This window comes from Microbacterium sp. NPDC079176, from assembly GCF_040686675.1.
In the GTDB taxonomy this organism is placed as follows: Bacteria; Actinomycetota; Actinomycetes; order Actinomycetales; family Microbacteriaceae; genus Microbacterium.
On the sequence record NZ_JBFBLM010000003.1, the window covers coordinates 417,113 to 436,927 of the forward strand.

At 70.0% G+C, this 19,815-nt stretch carries 18 protein-coding genes; 16 read left to right on the top strand and 2 right to left on the bottom strand.

What is annotated here, in order from left to right; translation table 11 throughout:
* The first annotated feature begins 29 nt into the window (after window positions 1–29).
* The 8 genes from AB0P11_RS09470 (at window position 30) to AB0P11_RS09505 (ending at window position 8,258) form a co-directional block, all read left to right on the top strand.
* Entirely contained in the window at window positions 30–1,139 is a 1,110-nt protein-coding gene (locus AB0P11_RS09470) for a Gfo/Idh/MocA family oxidoreductase (protein WP_053097173.1), read from the top strand.
* Complete coding sequence (locus AB0P11_RS09475; RefSeq protein ID WP_363521463.1) at window positions 1,136–2,644, top strand: sugar ABC transporter ATP-binding protein; 1,509 nt, start codon at window positions 1,136–1,138, stop codon at window positions 2,642–2,644. The genes AB0P11_RS09470 and AB0P11_RS09475 overlap by 4 nt, the downstream gene beginning before the upstream one ends.
* Window positions 2,641–3,723 (top strand): ABC transporter permease, encoded by a 1,083-nt coding sequence (locus AB0P11_RS09480; protein ID WP_363521466.1) that lies wholly within the window; start codon window positions 2,641–2,643, stop codon window positions 3,721–3,723. The genes AB0P11_RS09475 and AB0P11_RS09480 overlap by 4 nt, the downstream gene beginning before the upstream one ends.
* Window positions 3,720–4,769 (top strand): ABC transporter permease, encoded by a 1,050-nt coding sequence (locus AB0P11_RS09485; RefSeq protein WP_363521469.1) that lies wholly within the window; start codon window positions 3,720–3,722, stop codon window positions 4,767–4,769. Before AB0P11_RS09480 ends, AB0P11_RS09485 begins: the two co-directional genes overlap by 4 nt.
* A 2-nt stretch (window positions 4,770–4,771) precedes the next feature.
* Entirely contained in the window at window positions 4,772–5,980 is a 1,209-nt protein-coding gene (locus tag AB0P11_RS09490; protein ID WP_053097165.1) for a substrate-binding domain-containing protein, read from the top strand.
* Between the two features lie 83 nt (window positions 5,981–6,063).
* The gene (locus tag AB0P11_RS09495) at window positions 6,064–6,915 is read left to right on the top strand and encodes a sugar phosphate isomerase/epimerase (protein ID WP_363521471.1); all 852 of its coding nucleotides are present in this window, start codon (window positions 6,064–6,066) and stop codon (window positions 6,913–6,915) included.
* Window positions 6,916–6,942: 27 nt separating this feature from the next.
* Window positions 6,943–7,968 carry a sugar phosphate isomerase/epimerase family protein gene (locus tag AB0P11_RS09500; protein WP_363521473.1) on the top strand — a complete coding sequence of 342 codons (1,026 nt, stop codon included), beginning with the start codon at window positions 6,943–6,945 and terminating at the stop codon, window positions 7,966–7,968.
* On the top strand, window positions 7,965–8,258 hold the full coding sequence (locus AB0P11_RS09505) for a Dabb family protein (RefSeq protein WP_053097158.1): 294 nt from the start codon (window positions 7,965–7,967) through the stop codon (window positions 8,256–8,258). The genes AB0P11_RS09500 and AB0P11_RS09505 overlap by 4 nt, the downstream gene beginning before the upstream one ends.
* 21 nt (window positions 8,259–8,279) lie before the next feature.
* Here the strand turns inward: AB0P11_RS09505 and AB0P11_RS09510 are convergent, their stop codons facing one another.
* Both AB0P11_RS09510 and AB0P11_RS09515 read right to left on the bottom strand, forming a co-directional pair.
* On the bottom strand, window positions 8,280–9,290 hold the full coding sequence (locus tag AB0P11_RS09510) for an NYN domain-containing protein (RefSeq protein WP_053097157.1): 1,011 nt from the start codon (window positions 9,288–9,290) through the stop codon (window positions 8,280–8,282).
* Window positions 9,283–10,278 carry a Gfo/Idh/MocA family oxidoreductase gene (locus AB0P11_RS09515; protein WP_295101422.1) on the bottom strand — a complete coding sequence of 332 codons (996 nt, stop codon included), beginning with the start codon at window positions 10,276–10,278 and terminating at the stop codon, window positions 9,283–9,285. Before AB0P11_RS09515 ends, AB0P11_RS09510 begins: the two co-directional genes overlap by 8 nt.
* A 340-nt stretch (window positions 10,279–10,618) precedes the next feature.
* Here AB0P11_RS09515 and AB0P11_RS09520 point away from each other — a divergent pair, with 340 nt between their 5' ends.
* From AB0P11_RS09520 to AB0P11_RS09555, 8 genes are all read left to right on the top strand, one after another.
* Window positions 10,619–12,049, top strand: a complete 1,431-nt coding sequence (locus AB0P11_RS09520) for an NtaA/DmoA family FMN-dependent monooxygenase (protein ID WP_082586681.1) — start codon at window positions 10,619–10,621, stop codon at window positions 12,047–12,049.
* Window positions 12,050–12,213: 164 nt separating this feature from the next.
* Window positions 12,214–13,848: a TIGR04028 family ABC transporter substrate-binding protein gene (locus AB0P11_RS09525; protein ID WP_285364205.1), complete on the top strand. Its 1,635-nt coding sequence runs from the start codon at window positions 12,214–12,216 to the stop codon at window positions 13,846–13,848.
* A gap of 22 nt (window positions 13,849–13,870) precedes the next feature.
* Complete coding sequence (locus AB0P11_RS09530) at window positions 13,871–14,818, top strand: ABC transporter permease (RefSeq protein WP_053097150.1); 948 nt, start codon at window positions 13,871–13,873, stop codon at window positions 14,816–14,818.
* Entirely contained in the window at window positions 14,815–15,711 is an 897-nt protein-coding gene (locus tag AB0P11_RS09535; protein ID WP_072591576.1) for an ABC transporter permease, read from the top strand. Before AB0P11_RS09530 ends, AB0P11_RS09535 begins: the two co-directional genes overlap by 4 nt.
* Window positions 15,708–17,336, top strand: a complete 1,629-nt coding sequence (locus AB0P11_RS09540) for an ABC transporter ATP-binding protein (RefSeq protein ID WP_363521479.1) — start codon at window positions 15,708–15,710, stop codon at window positions 17,334–17,336. Before AB0P11_RS09535 ends, AB0P11_RS09540 begins: the two co-directional genes overlap by 4 nt.
* Window positions 17,333–18,352, top strand: coding sequence for a putative FMN-dependent luciferase-like monooxygenase (locus tag AB0P11_RS09545; RefSeq protein ID WP_230100347.1), 1,020 nt, complete (start codon window positions 17,333–17,335; stop codon window positions 18,350–18,352). The genes AB0P11_RS09540 and AB0P11_RS09545 overlap by 4 nt, the downstream gene beginning before the upstream one ends.
* On the top strand, window positions 18,349–18,969 hold the full coding sequence (locus AB0P11_RS09550) for a CMD domain protein (protein ID WP_363521482.1): 621 nt from the start codon (window positions 18,349–18,351) through the stop codon (window positions 18,967–18,969). Before AB0P11_RS09545 ends, AB0P11_RS09550 begins: the two co-directional genes overlap by 4 nt.
* A complete protein-coding gene (locus AB0P11_RS09555; protein WP_072591572.1) occupies window positions 18,966–19,562 on the top strand; it encodes an alkylhydroperoxidase domain protein in 597 nt (198 codons plus the stop codon). Before AB0P11_RS09550 ends, AB0P11_RS09555 begins: the two co-directional genes overlap by 4 nt.
* The last annotated feature ends 253 nt before the right edge of the window (window positions 19,563–19,815 follow it).

Below are 19,815 nucleotides of genomic sequence, written 5' to 3' on the forward strand. Positions count from 1 at the left end.
AGTCGAGGAGCCGTGTCAGACTCACCGCCATGACAACGGATGTCACAGACACCGGTCTCGGGACGATCCGAGTCGGCATCCTCGGCGGGGGATTCATGGCTCGCGTGCATCGCACCGCGGCCAGGGACGCGGGAGGCGAGTTCCGCGCCGTCGCCACCGGCTCCCTCGCGGGCGGGCGTCAGGCCGCGGACGAACTCGGCGCCGTGCGTGCTGAGGCCGATGCCGCCGCTCTCCTCGCGGCCGATGACATCGACGTCGTCCACATCTGCACCCCCAACGCCACGCACGCCGGACTTGCGCTGCGCGCGCTCGAAGCCGGCAAGCATGTCATCTGCGAGAAGCCCCTCGCCACGAACGCGGCGGACGCCCGTGAACTCGCACGAGTCGCCGGATCTCTCGGCCGCGTCACCGCGGTTCCCTTCGTCTACCGCTACCACCCGATGGTGCGGGAGGCGCGGGCCCGCGTCGCCCTGGGCGGCATCGGGGAGCTCCTCACCCTCGACTGCTCGTACCTGCAGGACTGGATGCTCCTCTCCACGGACGATGACTGGCGGGTGCGGTCGGCATCCGGCGGGGCATCCCGGGCGTTCGCCGACATCGGCTCGCACCTCTGCGACCTCATCGAGTTCGTGACGGGCCAGCGGATCCGGTCGCTGAGCGCCCGCACCCGCCGGGTGTTCGCCGAGCGAGCCGGACGGGCGGTCGACACGGAGGACATCGTCGCGATCCTCGTCGAGACCGAGTCCGGTGCCCTCGGCACCCTGCTCGTCTCGCAGATGGCCGCCGGACGCAAGAACGCCCTGACTCTCGAACTCCACGGGACCAGGCAGACCCTGCGCTTCGAGCAGGAACGCCCGGAGGAGCTGTGGATCGGCATGCGAGAGGAGTCCCGGCTGCTGCTGCGCGACCCCTCCACCGCATCGCCCGACTCGGCTCGTCTGCAGCGGGTGCCCTCGGGGCATGCCATGGGCTATCAGGACGCGTTCAACGGCTTCATCGCCGACGTGTATGCGGCGATCGGCGGCGCGACCCCCGACGGGCTGCCCACGTTCGAGGACGGTGTCCGCTCGGCGGTGCTCACCGAGGCGGTCCTCGCCTCGGCGGCCGCGGACGGACGATGGACGGAGGTGGCGGCATGACCGCGACGATCACACAGCCGGTGCTCGAGGTCTCGGGCATCCGCAAGTCGTTCTTCGGAGTGGAGGTGCTGAAGGGCATCGACTTCGATGTGCGTCCGGGGGAGGTGCACGGACTCGTCGGCGAGAACGGCGCGGGCAAGTCCACGCTCATGAAGATCATCGCCGGGGTTCAGCCCGCCGACGACGGCGTGGTGCGCTACCGCGGCGCGGAGGTGCGGCACGCACACCCGCGGCAGGCGATGGATGACGGCATCGTGACCGTCTTCCAGGAGTTCACGCTGCTGCCCGAGCGCACGGTCGCGCAGAACGTGTATCTCGGACGTGAGCCCCGACGCGGCGGCTTCGTCGATCAGAAGGCGATGATCCGTCGCACCGGCGAGCTCCTCGCCGACCTCGGCGTCTCGTTCATCGACCCGCAGGCCCGGGTCGGTTCGCTGACCGTCGCCGAGCAGCAGATCGTCGAGATCGTCAAGGCGCTGTCGTTCGAGGCGCAGGTCATCTCGATGGACGAGCCCACCGCCGCGCTGAGCGACCGCGAGGTCGAGCTGCTGTACGCGATCATCCGCCGGCTCACGTCTCGCGGGGTGGCGGTGATCTACGTCTCGCACCGGCTCAAGGAGATCTTCGACCTGTGCGACCGCATCACGATCCTCAAAGACGGCGCTCTGGTCTCGACCGATGAGACGAGCGCCCTGACGACCGACGAACTCGTGCGCCGAATGGTCGGCCGATCCATCCAGTCGTACTACCCGGATGCCGTGGCCGGCACCGTCGTCGGCGAGCCGCGGCTCGAGCTCGACGGCTGCGGCAACGCCTTCGTCGACGGCGTCTCGCTCACCCTCCGCGCCGGGGAGATCGTCGGGATCGCCGGGCTCCAGGGGTCCGGACGCACCGAACTGGTCGAGGGGATCTTCGGCATCGACCCGTTCGTGCGGGGCTCGATGCGGGTCGACGGCTCATCGACGCGCATCACGAGCGCCAGGGCGGCGGTGCGCGCGGGACTCGCCCTCGTCTCGGAGGATCGCAAGGCCCAGGGACTGGCGCTCGGGCAGTCGGTGCTCGACAACACCCTGCTCGTGATCCGCAGCGTCTTCACCGCTCGCACCGCCTCGTCCCGTCGAGAGGTGCCGGGGGTGCTCAGCTCGCTGGAGATCAGCTCCCGCGGTCTCGACCAGGAGGTGCGCTTCCTCTCGGGCGGCAACCAGCAGAAGGTCGTGCTCGCCAAGTGGCTGCTCACACAGCCGCAGATCGTGCTCTTCGACGAGCCGACCCGCGGCATCGACGTCGGTGCGAAGTACGCGGTGTACCGGCTCATGCGCGACCTCGCGGCACAGGGCAAGGCGGTGCTGATGGTGTCGAGCGAGCTGCCGGAGGTGATCGGCATGAGCGATCGGATCCTCGTGATGCACGACGGCGAACTGGTCGCCGAGCTGCCGGCGGGTTCCGCGGAGCACGAGATCCTCGGCGCAGCCACGGGCGCGACGGTCGACGGGGGTGCACGATGAAGAGAGTGCGGATCGACTCGACCGTCATCGTGCTCGGGATCCTCATCCTGACGCTCATCGTCGGCGCCATCCTCGTCGGCACCGTCGGTCGCAACTTCTTCAGCCCCGGCAACATCCGCGACATCCTCACCGGCATGAGCGTCCTCGGGCTCGTCGCGATCGGGCAGACCCTCGTGGTGCTGGGCGCGTCGCTCGACCTGTCGGTGACCTACGTCGTGAGTCTGTCGAGCCTCCTGGCGGCGACGATCATGAACGGCAACCCCGGGAACATCCCGGCCGCGGTCTCGATCACTCTGCTCGTCTGCGCCGGGATCGGTCTGGTCAACGGACTCATCGTCACCGTGCTGAAGGTCAACGGGTTCATCGCGACGCTCGGCGTGGGGCTGATCCTGCAGGGGATCCTGAACACCAACTTCGAGGGCTCGGCGGGCAGCGTGCCGTGGGAGTTCCAGCTCATCGGCGCCACCGGAGTCGGGCCCGTGCCGGTGTCGACGATCATCATGATCGCGCTCGCCGTCGTCGTCTGGCTGCTGCTGAACCGCACGCGCACCGGCGCCCACCTGTATGCGGTCGGCGGCGACCCCGAGATCGCGCGCCTGTCGGGGGTGCGCACCCGCCCGCCGCTGATCGCCGCGCACGTGCTGTGCTCCGTCTTCGCGGGCCTCGCCGGCCTGCTGCTCGCCAGCCGTCTCGGCGTCGGCAGTCCCACGGTCGGCCAGCAGGGCGGCTACGCGCTGCTGTCGATCGCGGCCGTCGTGCTCGGAGGCACCCTGCTGCTCGGCGGACGCGGTTCGATCTGGGGTGCCATCGGTGGCGTCGCGATCCTCGCGGTCGTCGACAACGTGATGAGCGTCATGCAGGTCAACCCGTTCCTGAAGGACGTCGTCCGCGGCGTGGTGATCGTCGCCGCGGTGGCCGTCTACAGTCGTCGGTCGATCGTCAGTCGCCGTCCGCGCTTCGGCGCCGGCGGCACGAGAACCGGGGGAGACGACGCCGCCAAGGCGGCCGAGTCCGAGATGGCGGCCGCAGCATCCGAACTCGCCGATACGAGCACCGTCCCGGAAGGAGGCCGGTCGTGAACGCTCTGCGCACACTCGTGAGCCCTCGGGGCGCGGTGTTCCTGCTGCTGGTGATCCTGCTCGTCGCGGTCATGATCCTCAACCCGAGCTTCGCGGAGCCGGGGCAGTTCATGAGGTTCATCCAGCGCGTCGCACCGATCGCCATCGTCGCGATCGGCCAGTACTTCGTCATCATCGCGGGCGAGTTCGACCTGTCGCAGGGCTCGCTGATCACCGCGCAGGTGATCGTCGCCGGCAACCTCGTCGGGCAGGACGACTCCCGCACCGTGCCCGTGCTGCTGCTCATGATCGTCTTCGGGGTGGTCGTCGGACTCGTGAACGGTGTCATCACCACGCTGCTCAAGGTGCCCTCCTTCATCGTCACGCTGGGCATGATGCTCGCCCTTCTCGGCGGCGTCATGTGGTGGACCGGGGGAGCGGCCACGGGCAACCCGGCTGACAGCTTCCGCGAGATCGGCCGTGGCGGCATCCGTGACGTGCCGGTGCTCGAGTTCATCCCCTGGGCGGTGTTCATCCTGATCGGGTGGCTCGCGCTGGGCATCTGGATCACCAAGCGCCCGCTCGGCAAGCTCCTCGTCGCGGTCGGCGACAACTCGACCGCGGTCGACTTCGCCGGGGCGCGCAGCGCCTGGGTGACGACACGGGCGTTCGTGATCTCGTCGCTCTCGGCCACGCTCTCCGCCGTGCTGCTCGTGGGGTACGCCGGGGTGCATCCCTCGGTCGGCCGCGGCTACGAGTTCGTCGCCATCACCGCCGTCGTCCTCGGCGGGGTCGTGCTCGGCGGAGGCCGGGGATGGATCGTCGCGGCGGCGGCGGGAGCCTTCGCGCTCGAGGCCCTCTTCATGCTGCTGAACATCGCGGGGGTTCCTTCGACGCTGCGAGACGCCGTGCAGGGCGTGATCATCATCGCCGCAGTGGCGTACTCCGCGGTCGCCTTCCGGGCACGGCGCCGGCGAGGCCCGCAGTCGTCTCCGGACGTTCCGCGCACAGAGACCTCAGAACCCGTAACAACCAGCACCATCCACACAGAAACCAGAGGAGATTAGCAATGCGACGATCGATGAAGATCGCCACCGCAGGGGTGGCTCTCTTCGGCCTCATCGCGCTCGCCGGGTGTACGACAGACCCGTCCGTGGCGCCGGCGGAGTCGGAGAACCCGGAGGAGTCGGCCGAGACCACCGAATGGTTCGACCAGGAGCTGTTCGACAAGCAGATGGAGGAGCGGGGTGTCGAGCCCCAGGGGCCGGCGACCGAGCCGTATCTCCAGCACATCAACGCCGAGATGGTCGACACGTCGGAGTTCGCCAGCGAGGGGCCCAAGAAGGCCTGCTTCGCGAACGCCTCGATCTCGAACCCGTGGCGGCAGACGGGCTGGATCACGATGAACGAGCAGCTCAAGTCGCTGCAGGAGGCCGGTGCGATCAGCGAGATGGAGACCCGCGACGCGCAGGACTCGGATGACACGCAGATCGCCGACATCGACTACTTCATCTCCGAGGGCGGCTGCGACGTCTTCCTCATCTCGCCCAACAGCACCGCGGCGATGACGCCGGCCGTCGAGCGCGCATGCGAGACCGGCAAGCCGGTGATCGTGTTCGACCGCGGCGTCGACACCGACTGCCCGGTCACGTTCATCCACCCGATCGGCGGATTCGCGTGGGGCATCGACACGGCCGAGTTCCTCATCGACAACCTCGAAGAAGGCGACAAGGTCGTGGCGCTGCGCATCCTCCCCGGAGTCGACGTGCTCGAGCACCGGTGGGCCGCTGCGGAGAAGCTCTTCGACGAGGCGGGGATCGAGGCCGTGGACTACTTCACGGGCGCCGACCCCGCGGAGATCAAGAGCATCATCAGCGACGAGCTCGCCAAGGGCGACGTGCAGGGAATCTGGATGGATGCCGGTGACGGCGCTGTCGCCGCGATCGAAGCCTTCGAAGATGCCGGCGCCGACTACCCGGTGATGACCGGCGAGGACGAGATGAGCTTCCTCCGCAAGTGGAAGGACACGGGTCTCACGGGCCTCGCCCCGGTGTACTCGAACTTCCAGTGGCGCACGCCGCTGCTCGCCGCGCAGATGATCTTCGCCGGCGAAGAGGTTCCGAAGGAGTGGGTGCTCCCGCAGAAGCCGATCACCGAAGCAGAGCTGGACGACTACCTCGCCGCCAACGAGGGAATGCCGGACGGGCACTACGCGAAGTTCGGCGGGGAGAACCTTCCCGGTTACCCGACCGTCTGGCAGGAACGCCAGATCCCGTAACCCGCGGTGATGCTCCCACCCTTCCCCTCTGCGCCTCGCGGATGGGAGGGTGGGAGCACTCGCGTCATCCCCGAAGGAGCAGGATGCCTCGCACGATCGCCGTCAACACGTGGGTGTGGACGTCTCCACTGACCGACGCGACTCTCGAGCCGCTCGCGCGGAAGGCGGCGGGGATGGGGTATCAGGCGCTCGAGCTTCCGCTCGAGAGCGTCGGGGACTGGGATCCGTCGCGAGCCCGCGACGTGCTCGACGACCTCGGCCTCGCTTCGATCGTCGTCGGGGCCATGGGCCCGCGGCGCTCGCTGCTCGCGCAGGCCGGTGATGTGGGGGCCACACAGGACTACCTGCGCTCGTGCATCGCGGCGGCCGCGACGCTCGGCTCCGCGGTGGTCGCCGGTCCCTTCTACGCACCCACCGGGGCTACCTGGCGGATGTCCGTCGAGGACCGTTCGCGAGTGGTGCGCGAGCTGCGCACGAACCTCGAGCCGGTCGCGGCCGAGGCCGCCTCCGCCGGGATCACCCTGGCCGTAGAACCGCTCAACCGCTACGAGACGAGCGTGCTCAACACGGTCGAGCAGAGCCTCGACGCGCTCGCACCGCTGCTCGGCGCAGGCGTCGGGCTCGCGCTCGACACCTACCACCTGAACATCGAGGAGAAGAAGCCCGCGGAGGCCATCCGCGCGGCGGGCTCGGCGATCGCGCACGTGCAGGTGTGCGGCAGCGATCGGGGCGCCGTGGGCGACGACCACACGGACTGGCCGGAGATCCTCCGGGCCCTCGACGATGCGGACTATCGAGGGCCGCTCGGGCTGGAGAGCTTCACGGGCGAGAACGCGACGATAGCCGTCGCCGCATCCGTCTGGCGACCACTCGCGGCGAGCCAGGACGCGCTCGCCGCCCGCAGCATCCAGGCGCTGAGAGCGCTCGGCACCTGACCCGTCACGCGATACGAAGGAGTGTCCATGACCACGCACCCGGTCACCCTGTTCACCGGCCAGTGGGCCGATCTGCCGTTCGAGGAGGTCGCCCGGCTGGCGGCCGAGTGGGGATACGACGGCCTCGAGATCGCAGCATCCGGGGACCATCTCGACCTGCGGCGAGCCGACGAGGACGACGCCTACGTCGCCTCGCGCCGCGAGATCCTCGACCGGCACGGTCTGCAGATCTTCGCGATCTCGAACCATCTCGCGGGCCAGGCGGTGTGCGACGCCCCCATCGACTTCCGTCACCAGGCGATCCTGCGCGACTACGTGTGGGGCGACGGCGACTCCGAGGGCGTGCGCGCCCGTGCGGCGGACGACATGAAGCGGGCGGCGCGGGTCGCGCGCAAGCTCGACGTCGACACCGTCGTCGGGTTCACCGGCTCATCGATCTGGCCCTATGTGGCAATGTTCCCGCCGGTACCGGCATCCGTCATCGAAGGCGGGTTCGAGGACTTCGCCGCGCGCTGGAACCCGATCCTCGACGTGTTCGACGGCGAGGGCGTGCGGTTCGCGCACGAAGTGCACCCCGGTGAGATCGCCTACGACTACTGGTCGTCCGTGCGGGCGCTGGAGGCGATCGACCACCGCGGGGCGTTCGGATTCAACTGGGACCCGTCGCACATGATGTGGCAGAACATCGATCCCGTCGGGTTCATCGTCGACTTCGCCGACCGGATCTACCACGTGGACTGCAAGGACACCCGGATGCGACCGCACAACGGGCGTGCGGGCGTGCTCGGATCGCATCTGCCGTGGGGCGACCCGCGACGCGGGTGGGACTTCGTCTCGACCGGCCACGGCGACGTGCCCTGGGAGGACGCGTTCCGCGCGCTCGAGGCGATCGGGTACGACGGCCCCATCTCGATCGAATGGGAGGACGCGGGAATGGACCGCCTGCACGGCGCGCCGGAGGCCCTCGCCTACGTGCGGTCGCTGCTCTGGCCCGCGCCCACCGCCGCGTTCGACGCCGCCTTCAGCAGCCAGCAGACCGGAGATCCCGCATGACCATCCAGCACACCGTCGTCTTCCGCCTCGTGCACGAGGCGGGCAGCCCCGAGGAGCGCGAGTTCCTCGCGACGGGCAGAGCGGTGCTCACGTCGATCCCCGGTGTCGAGGACTTCACGATCCGTCGCCAGGTGAGCCCGAAGAGCGACCTCGAGCATCAGTTCTCGATGGTGTTCCGCGACCGCGATGCGTACCGCTCCTACGACGCGCACCCCGCGCACACCGCGTTCGTCTCGGAACGCTGGGTGCCCGAGGTCGCGGCGTTCCAGGAGTATGACTTCGAGGAGTGACGACGTGACCGGTGGCGCGGATCAGACCGAGTCGCGCAGCTTCACCAGGCGCTCGTGGCCGGTCTCCTCGAGCTCCGCGATGCTCTCGCGCGACTTGAGGAAGTCCGAGAACGAGCGGTAGCCGAGGGCCTTCTCGCTGAACGACGGGTCCATGCGACGCATGTGCGTCTTCACCGCCGAGCTGTGCAGCCACTCGTCGGCATCGGCCTTGTCGTGCCCGAGGCGCAGCGCGCGATGCAGCAGCTCCGTCGCCTCGCCCTGCTCGGTGCCCTCTCCGTGCTCGTCGAGCTTCGCGGACGACGACGGTGCCGCAGCGGTCGCCGCCGCGGCGGCGGCCTTCGCCTTGGCGGCCTTCGTCGGCGGTCGCGACTTGGCCTTCGCGGCGGGCTCGGCGGCCGGCTCGGCCACAGGCTCGACGGCGACCTCGGGAACGGTGACGACGGGCGCGGGCGCGGTCTTGCTCGGGCGCACCACACCGGGAAGCGAGTCGTACGCCTCGAACTCGTCGCACGCGGCGGCGAGGGACTTCGCGGTGGACCCCGCGACGCCGACGCCGATGACGTAGCGACCCAGACGCTTGCAGCGCTGTGCGAGCGGGACGTAGTCGCTGTCTCCGGCGACGATCACGACGTGCGTGAGGTCGGGCAGACGGAACATGTCCTCGACCGCGTCGACGGCGAGGCGGATGTCCGCGCCGTTCTTCGCGTAGGCGGCGGCCGGGAACAGCTGCACGAGGTCGACGGCGCGGGCCACGAGCTGCGACCTGTAGACCGCGTTCACGGGCGACGACCAGTCGGCGTACGCCCGGGTGAGCACGAGCGTGCCGAAGGAGGCCGCGTAGTCGATGATCGCGCCGACCTCGATCATGGCGCGGGACAGCCGCTCCGTGACCTCCGGATCGGTCGGGTTCTCGGTGATCCGCTGGCGGTCCTTGCCGTAGGCGTTCCGTCCGTGCACACGGTCGTACCAGGAGATGACGATGTTGTCGAAGTCCAGGTAGACGGCGACGCGGGCGTCGGTGGCCTCAGCCATGGTTCACTCCTTCGCGCGGGTAGCGCACGCCGATCTGCGCGCGGATCTCGTCGAGGGTGCCCATGATCGCGACGCTCTCGGCGATCGGCAGGATGTCGCCCTCGAGCACGCCGTCGCCCACGAGGCGCTCGGCCGCGAGGGCCTGGTACTGCATGCCGCGACCGTCGACCTCGGACACGTACTCCTCGACGACCGTGCCGTCCGGCTGCACGACGCGGAACGTTGTGGGGGTGTACCAGACGCGGTCGAGGTCGATGCGCGCCGTCGTGCCGATGATGCTCGCCGCGTTGGGGCCCGCGGCACGCGACGACGAGAGCGTCGTCGAGATCGCTCCGCCGTCGTGGGTCATGACGGTGGCGACCTCGGCATCCGCTCCGGTCTCGATCAGGCGGCCGACGGCGTGGATGCCGGTCGGGGCGCCGAGGATGTCCCACACGAAGGAGATCGGGTAGATCCCGAGGTCGAGGAGGGCACCGCCGCCGAGCTCGAGGGCGTTGAGACGGTGCTCGGGGTCGGAGGGGAGCAGCTGGGTGTGGTCGGCGCTCACGGCGCGGATCTCACCGAGGGTCCCGGCGGCGATGATCTCGCGGATGCGGACCATGTGCGGCAGGTAGCGCGTCCACATCGCCTCCATCGCGAGCAGACCCCGGTCGGCGGCCAGACGCTGCAGGTCCTCCGCCTCCGAGCGGTTGAGGGTGAACGCCTTCTCGACCAGCACGTGCTTGCCGGCTTCGAGCGCGAGGCGGGCATTCTCATGATGCATCGGGTGCGGGGTCGAGACGTAGATGATGTCGACCTCGGGGTCGGCGACGAGCGCCTCGTACGAGGGATGCGCGCGCGGGATGTCGAAGCGGGCGGCGAAGGCGTCGGCCGATTCCTGCGAGCGCGAGCCGACCGCCACGAGATCGAGCCCGGCGGTGCGCAGATCGGATGCGAACGCCCCGGCGATGCCGCCGGTCGCGAGGATTCCCCAACGAAGACCAGTCATCATCTCAGCGTAGGGGGTGGAGGCTGAGCACGGGGTGTTCAGACCAGGGCATCCGGGGGCGGCCGGAACGGATGCCGTTCAGACGAGCGCGAACGCGCGGTCGAGGTCGGCGATCAGATCGCTCGGATCCTCCAGCCCGGCCGACAGGCGCTTCGTGGCGAACTCGGTCATGCGGTCAGCACCGCGGTGCCCAGAGCGCGGGGGAGGAGGTCGAGGTCATGGTCCCATCCTCCGATCGGGCTCCGACACTCGGGGAGGATGTGTCGCCGTGTTGCGATCCGTTTCGCTGCGCTTCCCCGCCGATTGGCCCGCTGCCGAGCTCGCTCATACTTTCGGGTGCATGACCGAACCCCTCATCATCGGCGCCATGGTGCGCACTCTCGGCGCGTATCCCTCCGGCTGGCGTCAGCCGGGCGCGCATCGCGACCCCTCGGCCGATGCCGAGATCCTCCGTCGCATCGCGCGAGAGGGAGAGGACGCGGGGCTCGACTACCTGTTCTTCGGTGATTGGCTGGCCACCGGGCCGGACCTCGAATTCCGCGACCCGTACCTGCTCGCGCGGATCGACCCGGTGAGCGCCGTGCTGTACCTCGCCGGGGTCACCTCTCGCATCGGCCTCATCGCGACGGTGAACACGACCTACGCCGATCCGTATGCGACGGCGCGCTCGCTCGCATCCCTCGACCTGCTGACAGGCGGTCGCGCCGGCGTCAACCTCGTCACCGGAGCCGAGCCACGAGCCGCGGGCAACCACGGTCGCGAAGCGCACGCCGACAACGAGAGCCGATACGACCGCGCCGAGGAGTTCGTCGTCGCCCTGCGCCGTCTGTGGGACTCGTGGAGCGAGGACGCCTGGATCGCGGATGCCGCACGCGGCGTGCTCATCGACCCGGACGGGCTCCGGGGTGCGGACCTCCGGGGCGAGCACGTGCGCGTCTCCGGACCGCTGAACGTCGCCCGCCCCCCGCAGGGGCGGATCCCTCTCGTGCACGCGGGCACTTCGCCGCGGTCGCGCGCGCTCGCCGCGACCGAGGCCGACCTCGCGCTCATCGCCGCCCCGAACATCGCCGATGCGATCGCCACCCGGCGGCAGCTGCGCGACATCGCGCTCCGATCAGGCCGCGCGCCCGAGGGGCTGGCGGTGATCGCGCCCGTGCTTCCTGTGGTCGCACCGACGGATGCCGACGCTCACCGCATCGTCGAACGGCTGCTCGCGCTCGTCCCGCTCGACGAGGGGCATCAGTCGTCCCGCACGGCATTCCCCGCGAACAGATCGGTCGTCGCGCTGGCCGACGCCCTGGGCGTCGGCGCCGACGAACCGCTGCGTTCCGCCGGCTTCGACGAGGTCGTGACCCGCGATCAGGCCGGGCGCCTCGGGGAGGCAGGGCAGGCGCTGATCGAGCGCCTGCGACTCATCGCCGGACTCCGCGTCGGGGATGACGGCGAGACGGCGCTGACCTGGCGCCACCTCGTCGCGGCCCATGCCGTGCCTGCCGCATTCGTGGTCGGCGACGCCGCGACGATCGCGGACCACTTCGAGACCTGGCGCGACCAGGGTGCAGCCGACGGGTTCAACGTGCTCTCCGCGTTCCAGCCCGCACAGTTCGAGGCCTTCACCCGCCTCGCCGCGCCCGAACTGCGTCGACGGGGCCTGCTCGGTCGCAGCGACGGAGCGCCCACCCCGCTGCGGGACCGTCTCGGCGTCGGCGTCGGCGTCGGCGTCGAGGTCGGCAGCGAGCAGCGTGCCGCATCATCGCTTCTCGTCCGCTGAACCGCGTCATCCATTACGTCGGATTGCGTCTGGTGACCCGTCATGACGCCTCGTGACAGGCCGGGTCCGCACATGACGACCCCATTCGCGTCACGACCGTGAGAGTCCCTAGCGTGACGTTCACCCGCACACCGAACCACAGCATCCCGTCCAGGAGGACCCGCATGAACCGCCGTCTCATCCGCGCAGCCGCCGTCGCGCTTCCGCTCGTCCTCGCGGCGGGACTCGCCGCCTGCGCGTCCTCGCCGGCCCCGAGCGGCGCCTCCGCCGACGCGGGCGACCCCGTCACCGGGGGAACGCTGACCTATCTGGAGCACCAGACCTTCACGAACCTCTACCCGCCGCAGGCCGGGTTCTACCCGAACGGAGGCGTGGTCAACAACATCGCCGCGCGCCTGACGTGGCAGAACCCCGACTCGCTCGAGATCGAGCCGTGGATCGCCTCGGCCTGGACCGTGAACGACGACGCCACCGAGTACACGTTCGACCTGCGACCCGACGTCACCTTCTCGGACGGGACGCCGCTGGACGCCGCGGCCGTGGCGAAGAACTTCGACACGTACGGCCTCGGCGACCCCGAGCGCGGCCTCACGGTCTCCGAGGCGATCAACAACTACGCCTCGAGCGAGGTCGTCGACGACGACACGGTCACCTTCCGCTTCTCGGCCCCGGCCCCCGGGTTCCTGCAGGCGACGTCGACCATCAACTCCGGCCTGCTCTCGCCCGAGACGCTCGACGGCACCATCGAGGACTTCGGGGCGGGCAACGCCGAGGAGATCATCGGCGCCGGGCCCTTCACCCTCACCGACGAGAAGCTGGGCACAGAGTTCACCCTCACCGCCCGCGAGGACTACGCGTGGGCGCCGGAGAGCGCCGAGAACCAGGGCCGTCCGTACGTCGACGCCGTGCACGTGCTCGTCACCCCCGAGGACTCCGTGCGCATCGGATCGCTGCTCGCAGGTCAGGCCGACTACGTCCGCTACGTGCAGGCCTTCGACGAGGACCGGGTCGAGAGCTCGGGCTTCACGCTGTACGCACCGCAGACGCGTGGCGTCAACAACTCCATCTCGCTGCGTCCCGAGAACCCGCTGCTGAGCGACATCAGGGTGCGTCAGGCGCTCGTCGCCGCGGTCGACGCCCAGGAGGTCGTCGACACCCTGTTCACCGAGAACTACCCCGTCGCGACCTCGGTGCTGTCGCAGGAGGCGCTCGGATACAAGGACGAGTCGGAGCACTACGCATACGACCCCGACAAGGCCGAGAAGCTGCTCGACGAGGCGGGCTGGACGGCCGGGGCCGACGGCATCCGCGAGAAGGACGGCGAGCGCCTCGCGATCACCGTGTACGAGGCCGCACCGCAGCCGCTGTCGAAGCAGACGCTCGAGCTCGTCGCCCAGCAGCTCGCGAAGGTCGGCGTGGAGCTCACGGTCAAGCCGGCGGATGCCGGGTCGTATGCCGAGGACACCCGTGACCCGCTCAAGACGGGCTTCTACCACTCGATGGTCGGCCGCGCCGACTTCGACGTGATCAAGAGCCAGTACTACACGAAGAACCGTGACGCGCTGATCTCGAACGACGCCGAGCTCGACGCCCTGCTCGAGGCGGTCGCCTCGGAGCCGGACACCGAGAAGCGAGCGGCGGCCTCGCAGGCCGTGCAGGACTACATCGCCGAGCAGGCCTACGTCATCCCGCTGTTCGAGGAGCCGCAGGTCTACGGCGCCGCCACCTACGTGCACGGTGTGGACTTCGAGTCGGTCGGTCGCCCCACCTTCTCGGGCGTCTGGCTTGCCGAGCACTGAGCATGACTGAGACGGTGCACCGATGAGCTTCGTCCTCCGACGAGCCGGGCAGGCCGCGATCGTTCTGATCGCGGCCTTCACGGCCACCTTCTTCCTCCTGCAGCTGCTGCCGGGGGATGCGATCCTGATCAAGTTCTCCGACCCCAGCCTCGGGCTGTCGCCGGAGCAGCTCGACGGCATCCGCGCCACCTACGGCACCGATCTGCCGTGGTGGCAGCAGTACGTGCACGCGGGTCTCGGATTCGCGGCCGGTGACTTCGGCTACTCGACGCAGTTCGGCACCCCGGTGCTTGAGATGCTCGCCGAGGCACTGCCGTCGACCGTGCTGCTCGCGTCGCTGGGGCTCGTGGTCGCGCTGCTGATCGCCGTGCTCGTCGCAGGGCTCTCGTCTCTCGCGCCGTTCGCGTGGCTGCGCGACGGCATCCGTCAGGTGCCGGGGCTGTTCGTCGCGGTGCCGGTGTTCTGGCTCGGCATCCTGCTGATCCAGGTCTTCTCGTTCGGTCTCGGGTGGGTGCCGATCGTCGGCGCCGACCCTGTCGCCGGGCTCGTCCTTCCCGTGCTGACCCTCGCCGTGCCGATCTCCGCTCCGCTCGCCCAGGTGCTGGTGCGCGCCATCGATCAGGTGCAGGCGCAGCCGTTCATCACCGTCGTCCGTGCCAAGGGCGCGCCGCCGTCGTGGGTGCTCACCCGGTCGGTCGCGCGCAACGCGGCCCTGCCGACGCTCACGATCGCCGGGGTGCTGTTCGGCGAGCTCGTGGGAGGGGCCGTGGTCACCGAGACCGTGTTCGGTCGCACCGGCATCGGCCGCCTCACCGAGCAGGCCGTGTCGAACCAGGACATCCCGGTGCTGCAGGGCGTCGTGCTGCTGTCGGCCCTCGGCTTCGTGCTCATCAGCTTCGCCGTCGACCTCGTCACCCCGCTGATCGATCCGCGCCAGCGCGCCCTCTCGAAGTCAGGAGCATCGGCATGACCGTCGCCGCCGTGGCCGCATCCGTCGACACCCCGCCCGAGACACCGCAGCAGGATGCCGCAACGCTCACCCGATCGCCTCGACGCGCGCGCGGACTGCTCGCTCTGCCGTGGGGGCTCTACCTCGCGATCGCCGTCGTCTCGCTCGCCGTGCTCTGGGCGCTGATCCCCGGGGTCTTCGCACCCGGCGACCCTCTCACCGGCACCCCCGCCGACAAGCTGCTGCCACCGAGCGCGGCGCATCTCTTCGGCACCGACACGCTCGGTCGCGACCTGTTCGGCCGCGTCGTCCACGGCGCCGTGCACTCGCTCTCGGGAGCGCTCATCGCCGTCACCGTGGGCCTCGCGCTCGGGACGATCCTCGGTGCGATCGCCGGCGCGATCGGCGGCGTCGTCGACGACATCCTGATGCGCGTCGTCGACGTGCTGCTCGCCATCCCCGGCCTGCTGCTGTCGCTGTCGGTGATCATCCTCCTCGGCTTCGGCACGGTGAACGCCGCGATCGCCGTGGGCCTCGGCAGCGTCGCCGCCTTCGCCCGCCTGATGCGGTCGGAGGTCGCCAGAGTGCGCCGCAGCGAGTACGTCGAGGCGGCGTACGGCAGCGGGGGCACCTTCTTCACGGTGCTCCGTCGCCATGTGCTGCCGAACTCGCTCACGCCGATCGTCGCGCTCGCCGCCCTGCAGTTCGGCACCGCGATCCTCGCGATCTCGACCCTCGGATTCCTCGGTTACGGTGCTCCGCCACCCACCCCCGAATGGGGGCTGCTGATCGCCGAGGGGCGCAACTACATCGCGACCGCCTGGTGGCTCACGGCACTGCCAGGACTCATCGTGGTCGTCGTCGTGCTCAGCGCCAACCGCATCTCGCACCGCATCGGAAGGAACCCGCGATGAGCGTGCTCACCGTCGACGGCCTCGCCGTCTCGTACGCCACCAGAGCCGGTCGCCGGGAGGTGGTGCACGGGGTCTCCTTCGAGATCGCCGGGGGAGAGGCACTCGCGCTCGTGGGCGAATCGGGATCGGGCAAGTCCACCACCGCGCACGCCCTGCTCGGCCTGCTGCCCGAGGGCGGCAGGGTCGACGGCGGCACGGTGCGCCTCGGCGAGCTCGACATCTCGGGCTGGACGGATCGCGCGCTGCGCGGCATCCGGGGTCCGGAGATCGGACTCGTGCCGCAGGACCCGGTGACCTCGCTCGATCCCGTGCGCCCGATCGGCGCCCAGGTCGAAGAGGTGCTGAAGCTGCACGGCCACCGCGATCGTCGCTCGCGGCGCGCGCGGGCGATCGAGCTCCTCGACCGGGTCGGTATCGATGATCCGGACCTCCGAGCTCGGCAGTACCCGCACGAGCTCTCGGGCGGTATGCGCCAGCGTGTGCTGATCGCCTCGGCCATCGCGCTGCGGCCACGGCTGCTGATCGCCGACGAGCCCACGAGCGCTTTGGACGCGACCGTCCAGCGCAAGGTGCTCGATCTGCTCGACGAGCTGCGTCGAGAGGAAGGCACGAGCATCCTGCTGGTCACCCACGACCTCGGCGTCGCGGCCGACCGCGCCCAACGGCTCGTCGTGCTGAAGGACGGCCGCATCGTCGAGCAGGGAGCGAGCGCCCAGGTGCTCGCGGCACCCTCGGACGGATACACGAAGCAGCTCCTCGCCGACGCCCCGGCGTTCACGACGGGGTTCCGCCGCCCCGAGGCGCCGCCCTTCCTGCGGGATGCCGCGGCGGTCGCGGCCGAGAACCCGTTCGCGATCACCGCGAGCGGTCTCGTCAAGGAGTTCAGGGTCGCGGGGCGTGAGCGATTCCGGGCCGTCGACGACGTGTCGTTCCGGGTGCGCCGGGGCACGACGCACGCGCTGGTCGGCGAGTCCGGATCGGGCAAGACGACCACCGCGCGCCTCATCACGCGCTTCCATGAACCGGATGCCGGGGCCATCGAGATCGACGGCGAAGACGTGACAGGGCTGTCGGGCCAGCGGTTGCGCGCGCTGCGCCGGCGCATCCAGCTCGTCTATCAGAACCCCTTCGCATCGCTGGATCCGCGACAGCAGGTCGTCGACATCATCGCCGAGCCGCTGCAGAACTTCGGGGTGGGCACGCGCTCCGACCGCAGGGATCGGGCGCTCGCCCTGATCGACAGGGTGTCGCTGCCGAGCGACCTCGCGCAGCGCACGCCGCGTGAGCTCTCGGGTGGGCAGCGACAGCGGGTCGCGATCGCCAGGGCCCTCGCGATCGACCCCGAGATCGTCGTGCTCGACGAGGCGGTGTCGGCCCTCGACGTCACGGTGCAGGCGCGCATCCTCGAACTGCTCACCTCGCTGCAGGCCGAACTCGGTCTCACCTACCTCTTCATCTCGCACGACCTCGCCGTGGTGCGCAGGATCAGTCACACCGTCTCGGTGATGCGCCGCGGGCGGATCGTCGAGGAAGGCGTCACCGAGGAGCTCTTCCACGACCCCCAGCACGACTACACCCGGGAGCTGCTCGCGGCCGTCCCCGGACGAACGGAGCAGCCCGCATGACCGCACCCACGATCGCCTTCTTCACCCGGCTGCTCGACGACGCGTCGCCCGCCGAGCGCTACGCGCTGGCCACCGAGCAGATCCGGCACGCCGAACGGCACGGCGTCGGTCGCGCCTGGGTCGCACAGCACCACTTCCGCGCCGCGGAGGGCGGCCTGCCCTCGCCACTCGTCTATCTCGCCAACGTGGCCGCGCAGACCTCGCGCATCCGTCTCGGCACCGGGGTCGTCACGCTGCCGCTCGAAGATGCGGTGCGTGTCGCCGAAGATGCGGTGGTCGCCGACCTGCTCTCGGGCGGACGCATCGACCTGGGGCTCGGCAGCGGCGGAACCCCCTCGTCCTTCGTCCCGTTCGGTGAGGACGTGCGCGAGAAGGCGCCCACCTACGACCGCAAGCTGCGACTGCTGCTCGACGCGCTCGCGGGGCGGGACATCGGCGCCGACAACACCCTCTATCCGGATGCCGGCACTCTCGGCGACCGCATCTGGCAGGCGACCTTCTCGGCCCCCGGCGGCCATCGCGCCGGCATCCACGGGCATGGCCTCCTGCTCTCGCGCACTCAGCCGCGGTCGACGGACGCGCTGCACGCCCCGCTCTCGGCGCTGCAGGATCCGATCATCGACGCGTACCTCGAGGCTCTCCCCGACGGCGTCGCCCCGCGTGTCACCGCCTCGCGCACCGTGTTCGTCGCGGATGACCGCGCGGAGGCCCTGCGCTTCGCTGAGGTCGGGCTGCGTCGTGCCGCCGAGGGGTTCCGCCGACAGGGCCAGACGATCCCCGGCGACACCCTCGATGAGCTGATCGTGGCCCTCGACACCCACCTCGGCACCCCGGAAGAGGTCGCCGAGTCCCTCGCCGCAGACGCCACGCTCGACAGGGCGACCGAGGTCGCGTTCCAGGTGCACTCGGTCGACGCCCCGCACGAGCACGTGCTGCGCTCGATCGAGCTCTTCGCAGAGCACGTCGCCCCCGCTCTCGGATACACCCTCACCGACACCATCAAGGAGAAGGCATGACCACCGACATCGTCGATCAGATCGTAGGGGTGACGCCCGAGCTCGATGCGCTGCGGCGCCGTCGGCCCGTCACCAGGGAGCAGCTGCAGGCGAGCTTCGACGCGCTCTTCGCGCCGGTGTCGACGGAGGAGGTGTCGCAGGCCGAGCGCGAGCTGATCGCCGCTTTCGCGACGCGCCTCGCCGGCGACGCGGATGCGACGGCCGAGTTCTACGCAGACCGGGCCCTGGCTGTGGACCCGCAGCGCGCCACCGTCGTGATCGCCGAGGCCACGAACGCTGCGGTGACCGGGCCCTTCGGCTCGTACACCGAAGCGGGACTGCAGGACCAGAACACCGAGGGCGAGCGCTACGCGCCGTCGCCCGACATCGCAGAGGCGCTCGGCGGGCGGGTCGCCGCCGCGCTCGCGCACACGCACCTGCTCGTGTTCCGGCCGCGCGAATCCGCGGCCGTCGACATCCAGCGGCTGGTGGATGCGGGGTGGTCGGCCGACGGCATCGTCACCCTCTCGCAGCTCGTCTCGTTCCTCGCGTTCCAGCAGCGCGTCATCACGGGCCTGAGGGTTCTCTCCGCCGCCGGCATCGCCGCGGCATCCGACTCCGAAGAGGAGGCAGCATGACCGAGCTTCTGCGCGATGACGCACCGCACCCCGAGGCGTTCACGCGAGCCGAGGTGGGGTGGACCCCGCATCTGCCGCCGCTCGCGGAGGAGGAGCTCACCGAGCGCCACTACGACGGTCTGGTCGACGCCTCTCGGGCGAAGAACGACTACTTCCGGCTGCTGGCGCGCGACCCCGAGGTGCTCAAGGCGCGCACGCTCGTCGACAAGGACATCTTCTACAACGCCAAGGAGGGTCTTCCCCGGGCCGAGCGCGAGCTCTCGGCAACCGCGGCTTCGCGTCGCAACGGCTGCGTGTTCTGCGCCTCGGTGCACTCGCGCTTCGCGGCGCACCACAGCAAGCGGGTCGACGACGTCGATCTCCTGCTGGATCAGGGAGTCGACGCCGACCTCGGGGAGCGGTGGAACGCGGTTGTCGCGGCCTCCGTCGCCCTGACCGACACGCCCAGCACCTTCGGCGCCGACGGGATCGCCCGGCTGCGGGCGGCGGGACTCGATGACCTCGAGATCGCCGATGTGATCCACGGTGCCGCGTTCTTCAATTGGGCGAACCGTCTGATGTTGTCGATCGGGAGGCCGGTCGCGCCCGCCTGATCGGTCGAGAGATCAGCACCGGCCCACCTCTGACGTGTCACCGTCGGGGGTGGGCTGGTGTCCTGTTGCGAGAGTATCGGCATACTTCTTGCTGTCTCCATATGACGACGTATCGCTTGCTAACGTCGACGCATGGCAGTCGCGGGCGGAGCATTCTACGAAGTCGATACCGACGTGCTGCGTGCGATGGCGTCGAAGGCACGTCGCATCGTCGGCGAGCTGGGCTCGTCCGATGCCGCGAAGCCTGCTGACG

Excerpts from the sequence above, each read along its gene's own strand:
- AB0P11_RS09470 (WP_053097173.1), top strand. The coding sequence starts at position 30 with ATGACAACGGATGTCACAGACACCGGTCTCGGGACGATCCGAGTCGGC.
- AB0P11_RS09475 (WP_363521463.1), top strand. The coding sequence starts at position 1,136 with ATGACCGCGACGATCACACAGCCGGTGCTCGAGGTCTCGGGCATCCGC.
- AB0P11_RS09480 (WP_363521466.1), top strand. The coding sequence starts at position 2,641 with ATGAAGAGAGTGCGGATCGACTCGACCGTCATCGTGCTCGGGATCCTC.
- AB0P11_RS09490 (WP_053097165.1), top strand. The coding sequence starts at position 4,772 with ATGCGACGATCGATGAAGATCGCCACCGCAGGGGTGGCTCTCTTCGGC.
- AB0P11_RS09495 (WP_363521471.1), top strand. The coding sequence starts at position 6,064 with ATGCCTCGCACGATCGCCGTCAACACGTGGGTGTGGACGTCTCCACTG.
- AB0P11_RS09500 (WP_363521473.1), top strand. The coding sequence starts at position 6,943 with ATGACCACGCACCCGGTCACCCTGTTCACCGGCCAGTGGGCCGATCTG.
- AB0P11_RS09505 (WP_053097158.1), top strand. The coding sequence starts at position 7,965 with ATGACCATCCAGCACACCGTCGTCTTCCGCCTCGTGCACGAGGCGGGC.
- AB0P11_RS09510 (WP_053097157.1), bottom strand. The coding sequence starts at position 9,290 with ATGGCTGAGGCCACCGACGCCCGCGTCGCCGTCTACCTGGACTTCGAC.
- AB0P11_RS09515 (WP_295101422.1), bottom strand. The coding sequence starts at position 10,278 with ATGACTGGTCTTCGTTGGGGAATCCTCGCGACCGGCGGCATCGCCGGG.
- AB0P11_RS09520 (WP_082586681.1), top strand. The coding sequence starts at position 10,619 with ATGACCGAACCCCTCATCATCGGCGCCATGGTGCGCACTCTCGGCGCG.
- AB0P11_RS09525 (WP_285364205.1), top strand. The coding sequence starts at position 12,214 with ATGAACCGCCGTCTCATCCGCGCAGCCGCCGTCGCGCTTCCGCTCGTC.
- AB0P11_RS09530 (WP_053097150.1), top strand. The coding sequence starts at position 13,871 with ATGAGCTTCGTCCTCCGACGAGCCGGGCAGGCCGCGATCGTTCTGATC.
- AB0P11_RS09535 (WP_072591576.1), top strand. The coding sequence starts at position 14,815 with ATGACCGTCGCCGCCGTGGCCGCATCCGTCGACACCCCGCCCGAGACA.
- AB0P11_RS09540 (WP_363521479.1), top strand. The coding sequence starts at position 15,708 with ATGAGCGTGCTCACCGTCGACGGCCTCGCCGTCTCGTACGCCACCAGA.
- AB0P11_RS09545 (WP_230100347.1), top strand. The coding sequence starts at position 17,333 with ATGACCGCACCCACGATCGCCTTCTTCACCCGGCTGCTCGACGACGCG.
- AB0P11_RS09550 (WP_363521482.1), top strand. The coding sequence starts at position 18,349 with ATGACCACCGACATCGTCGATCAGATCGTAGGGGTGACGCCCGAGCTC.
- AB0P11_RS09555 (WP_072591572.1), top strand. The coding sequence starts at position 18,966 with ATGACCGAGCTTCTGCGCGATGACGCACCGCACCCCGAGGCGTTCACG.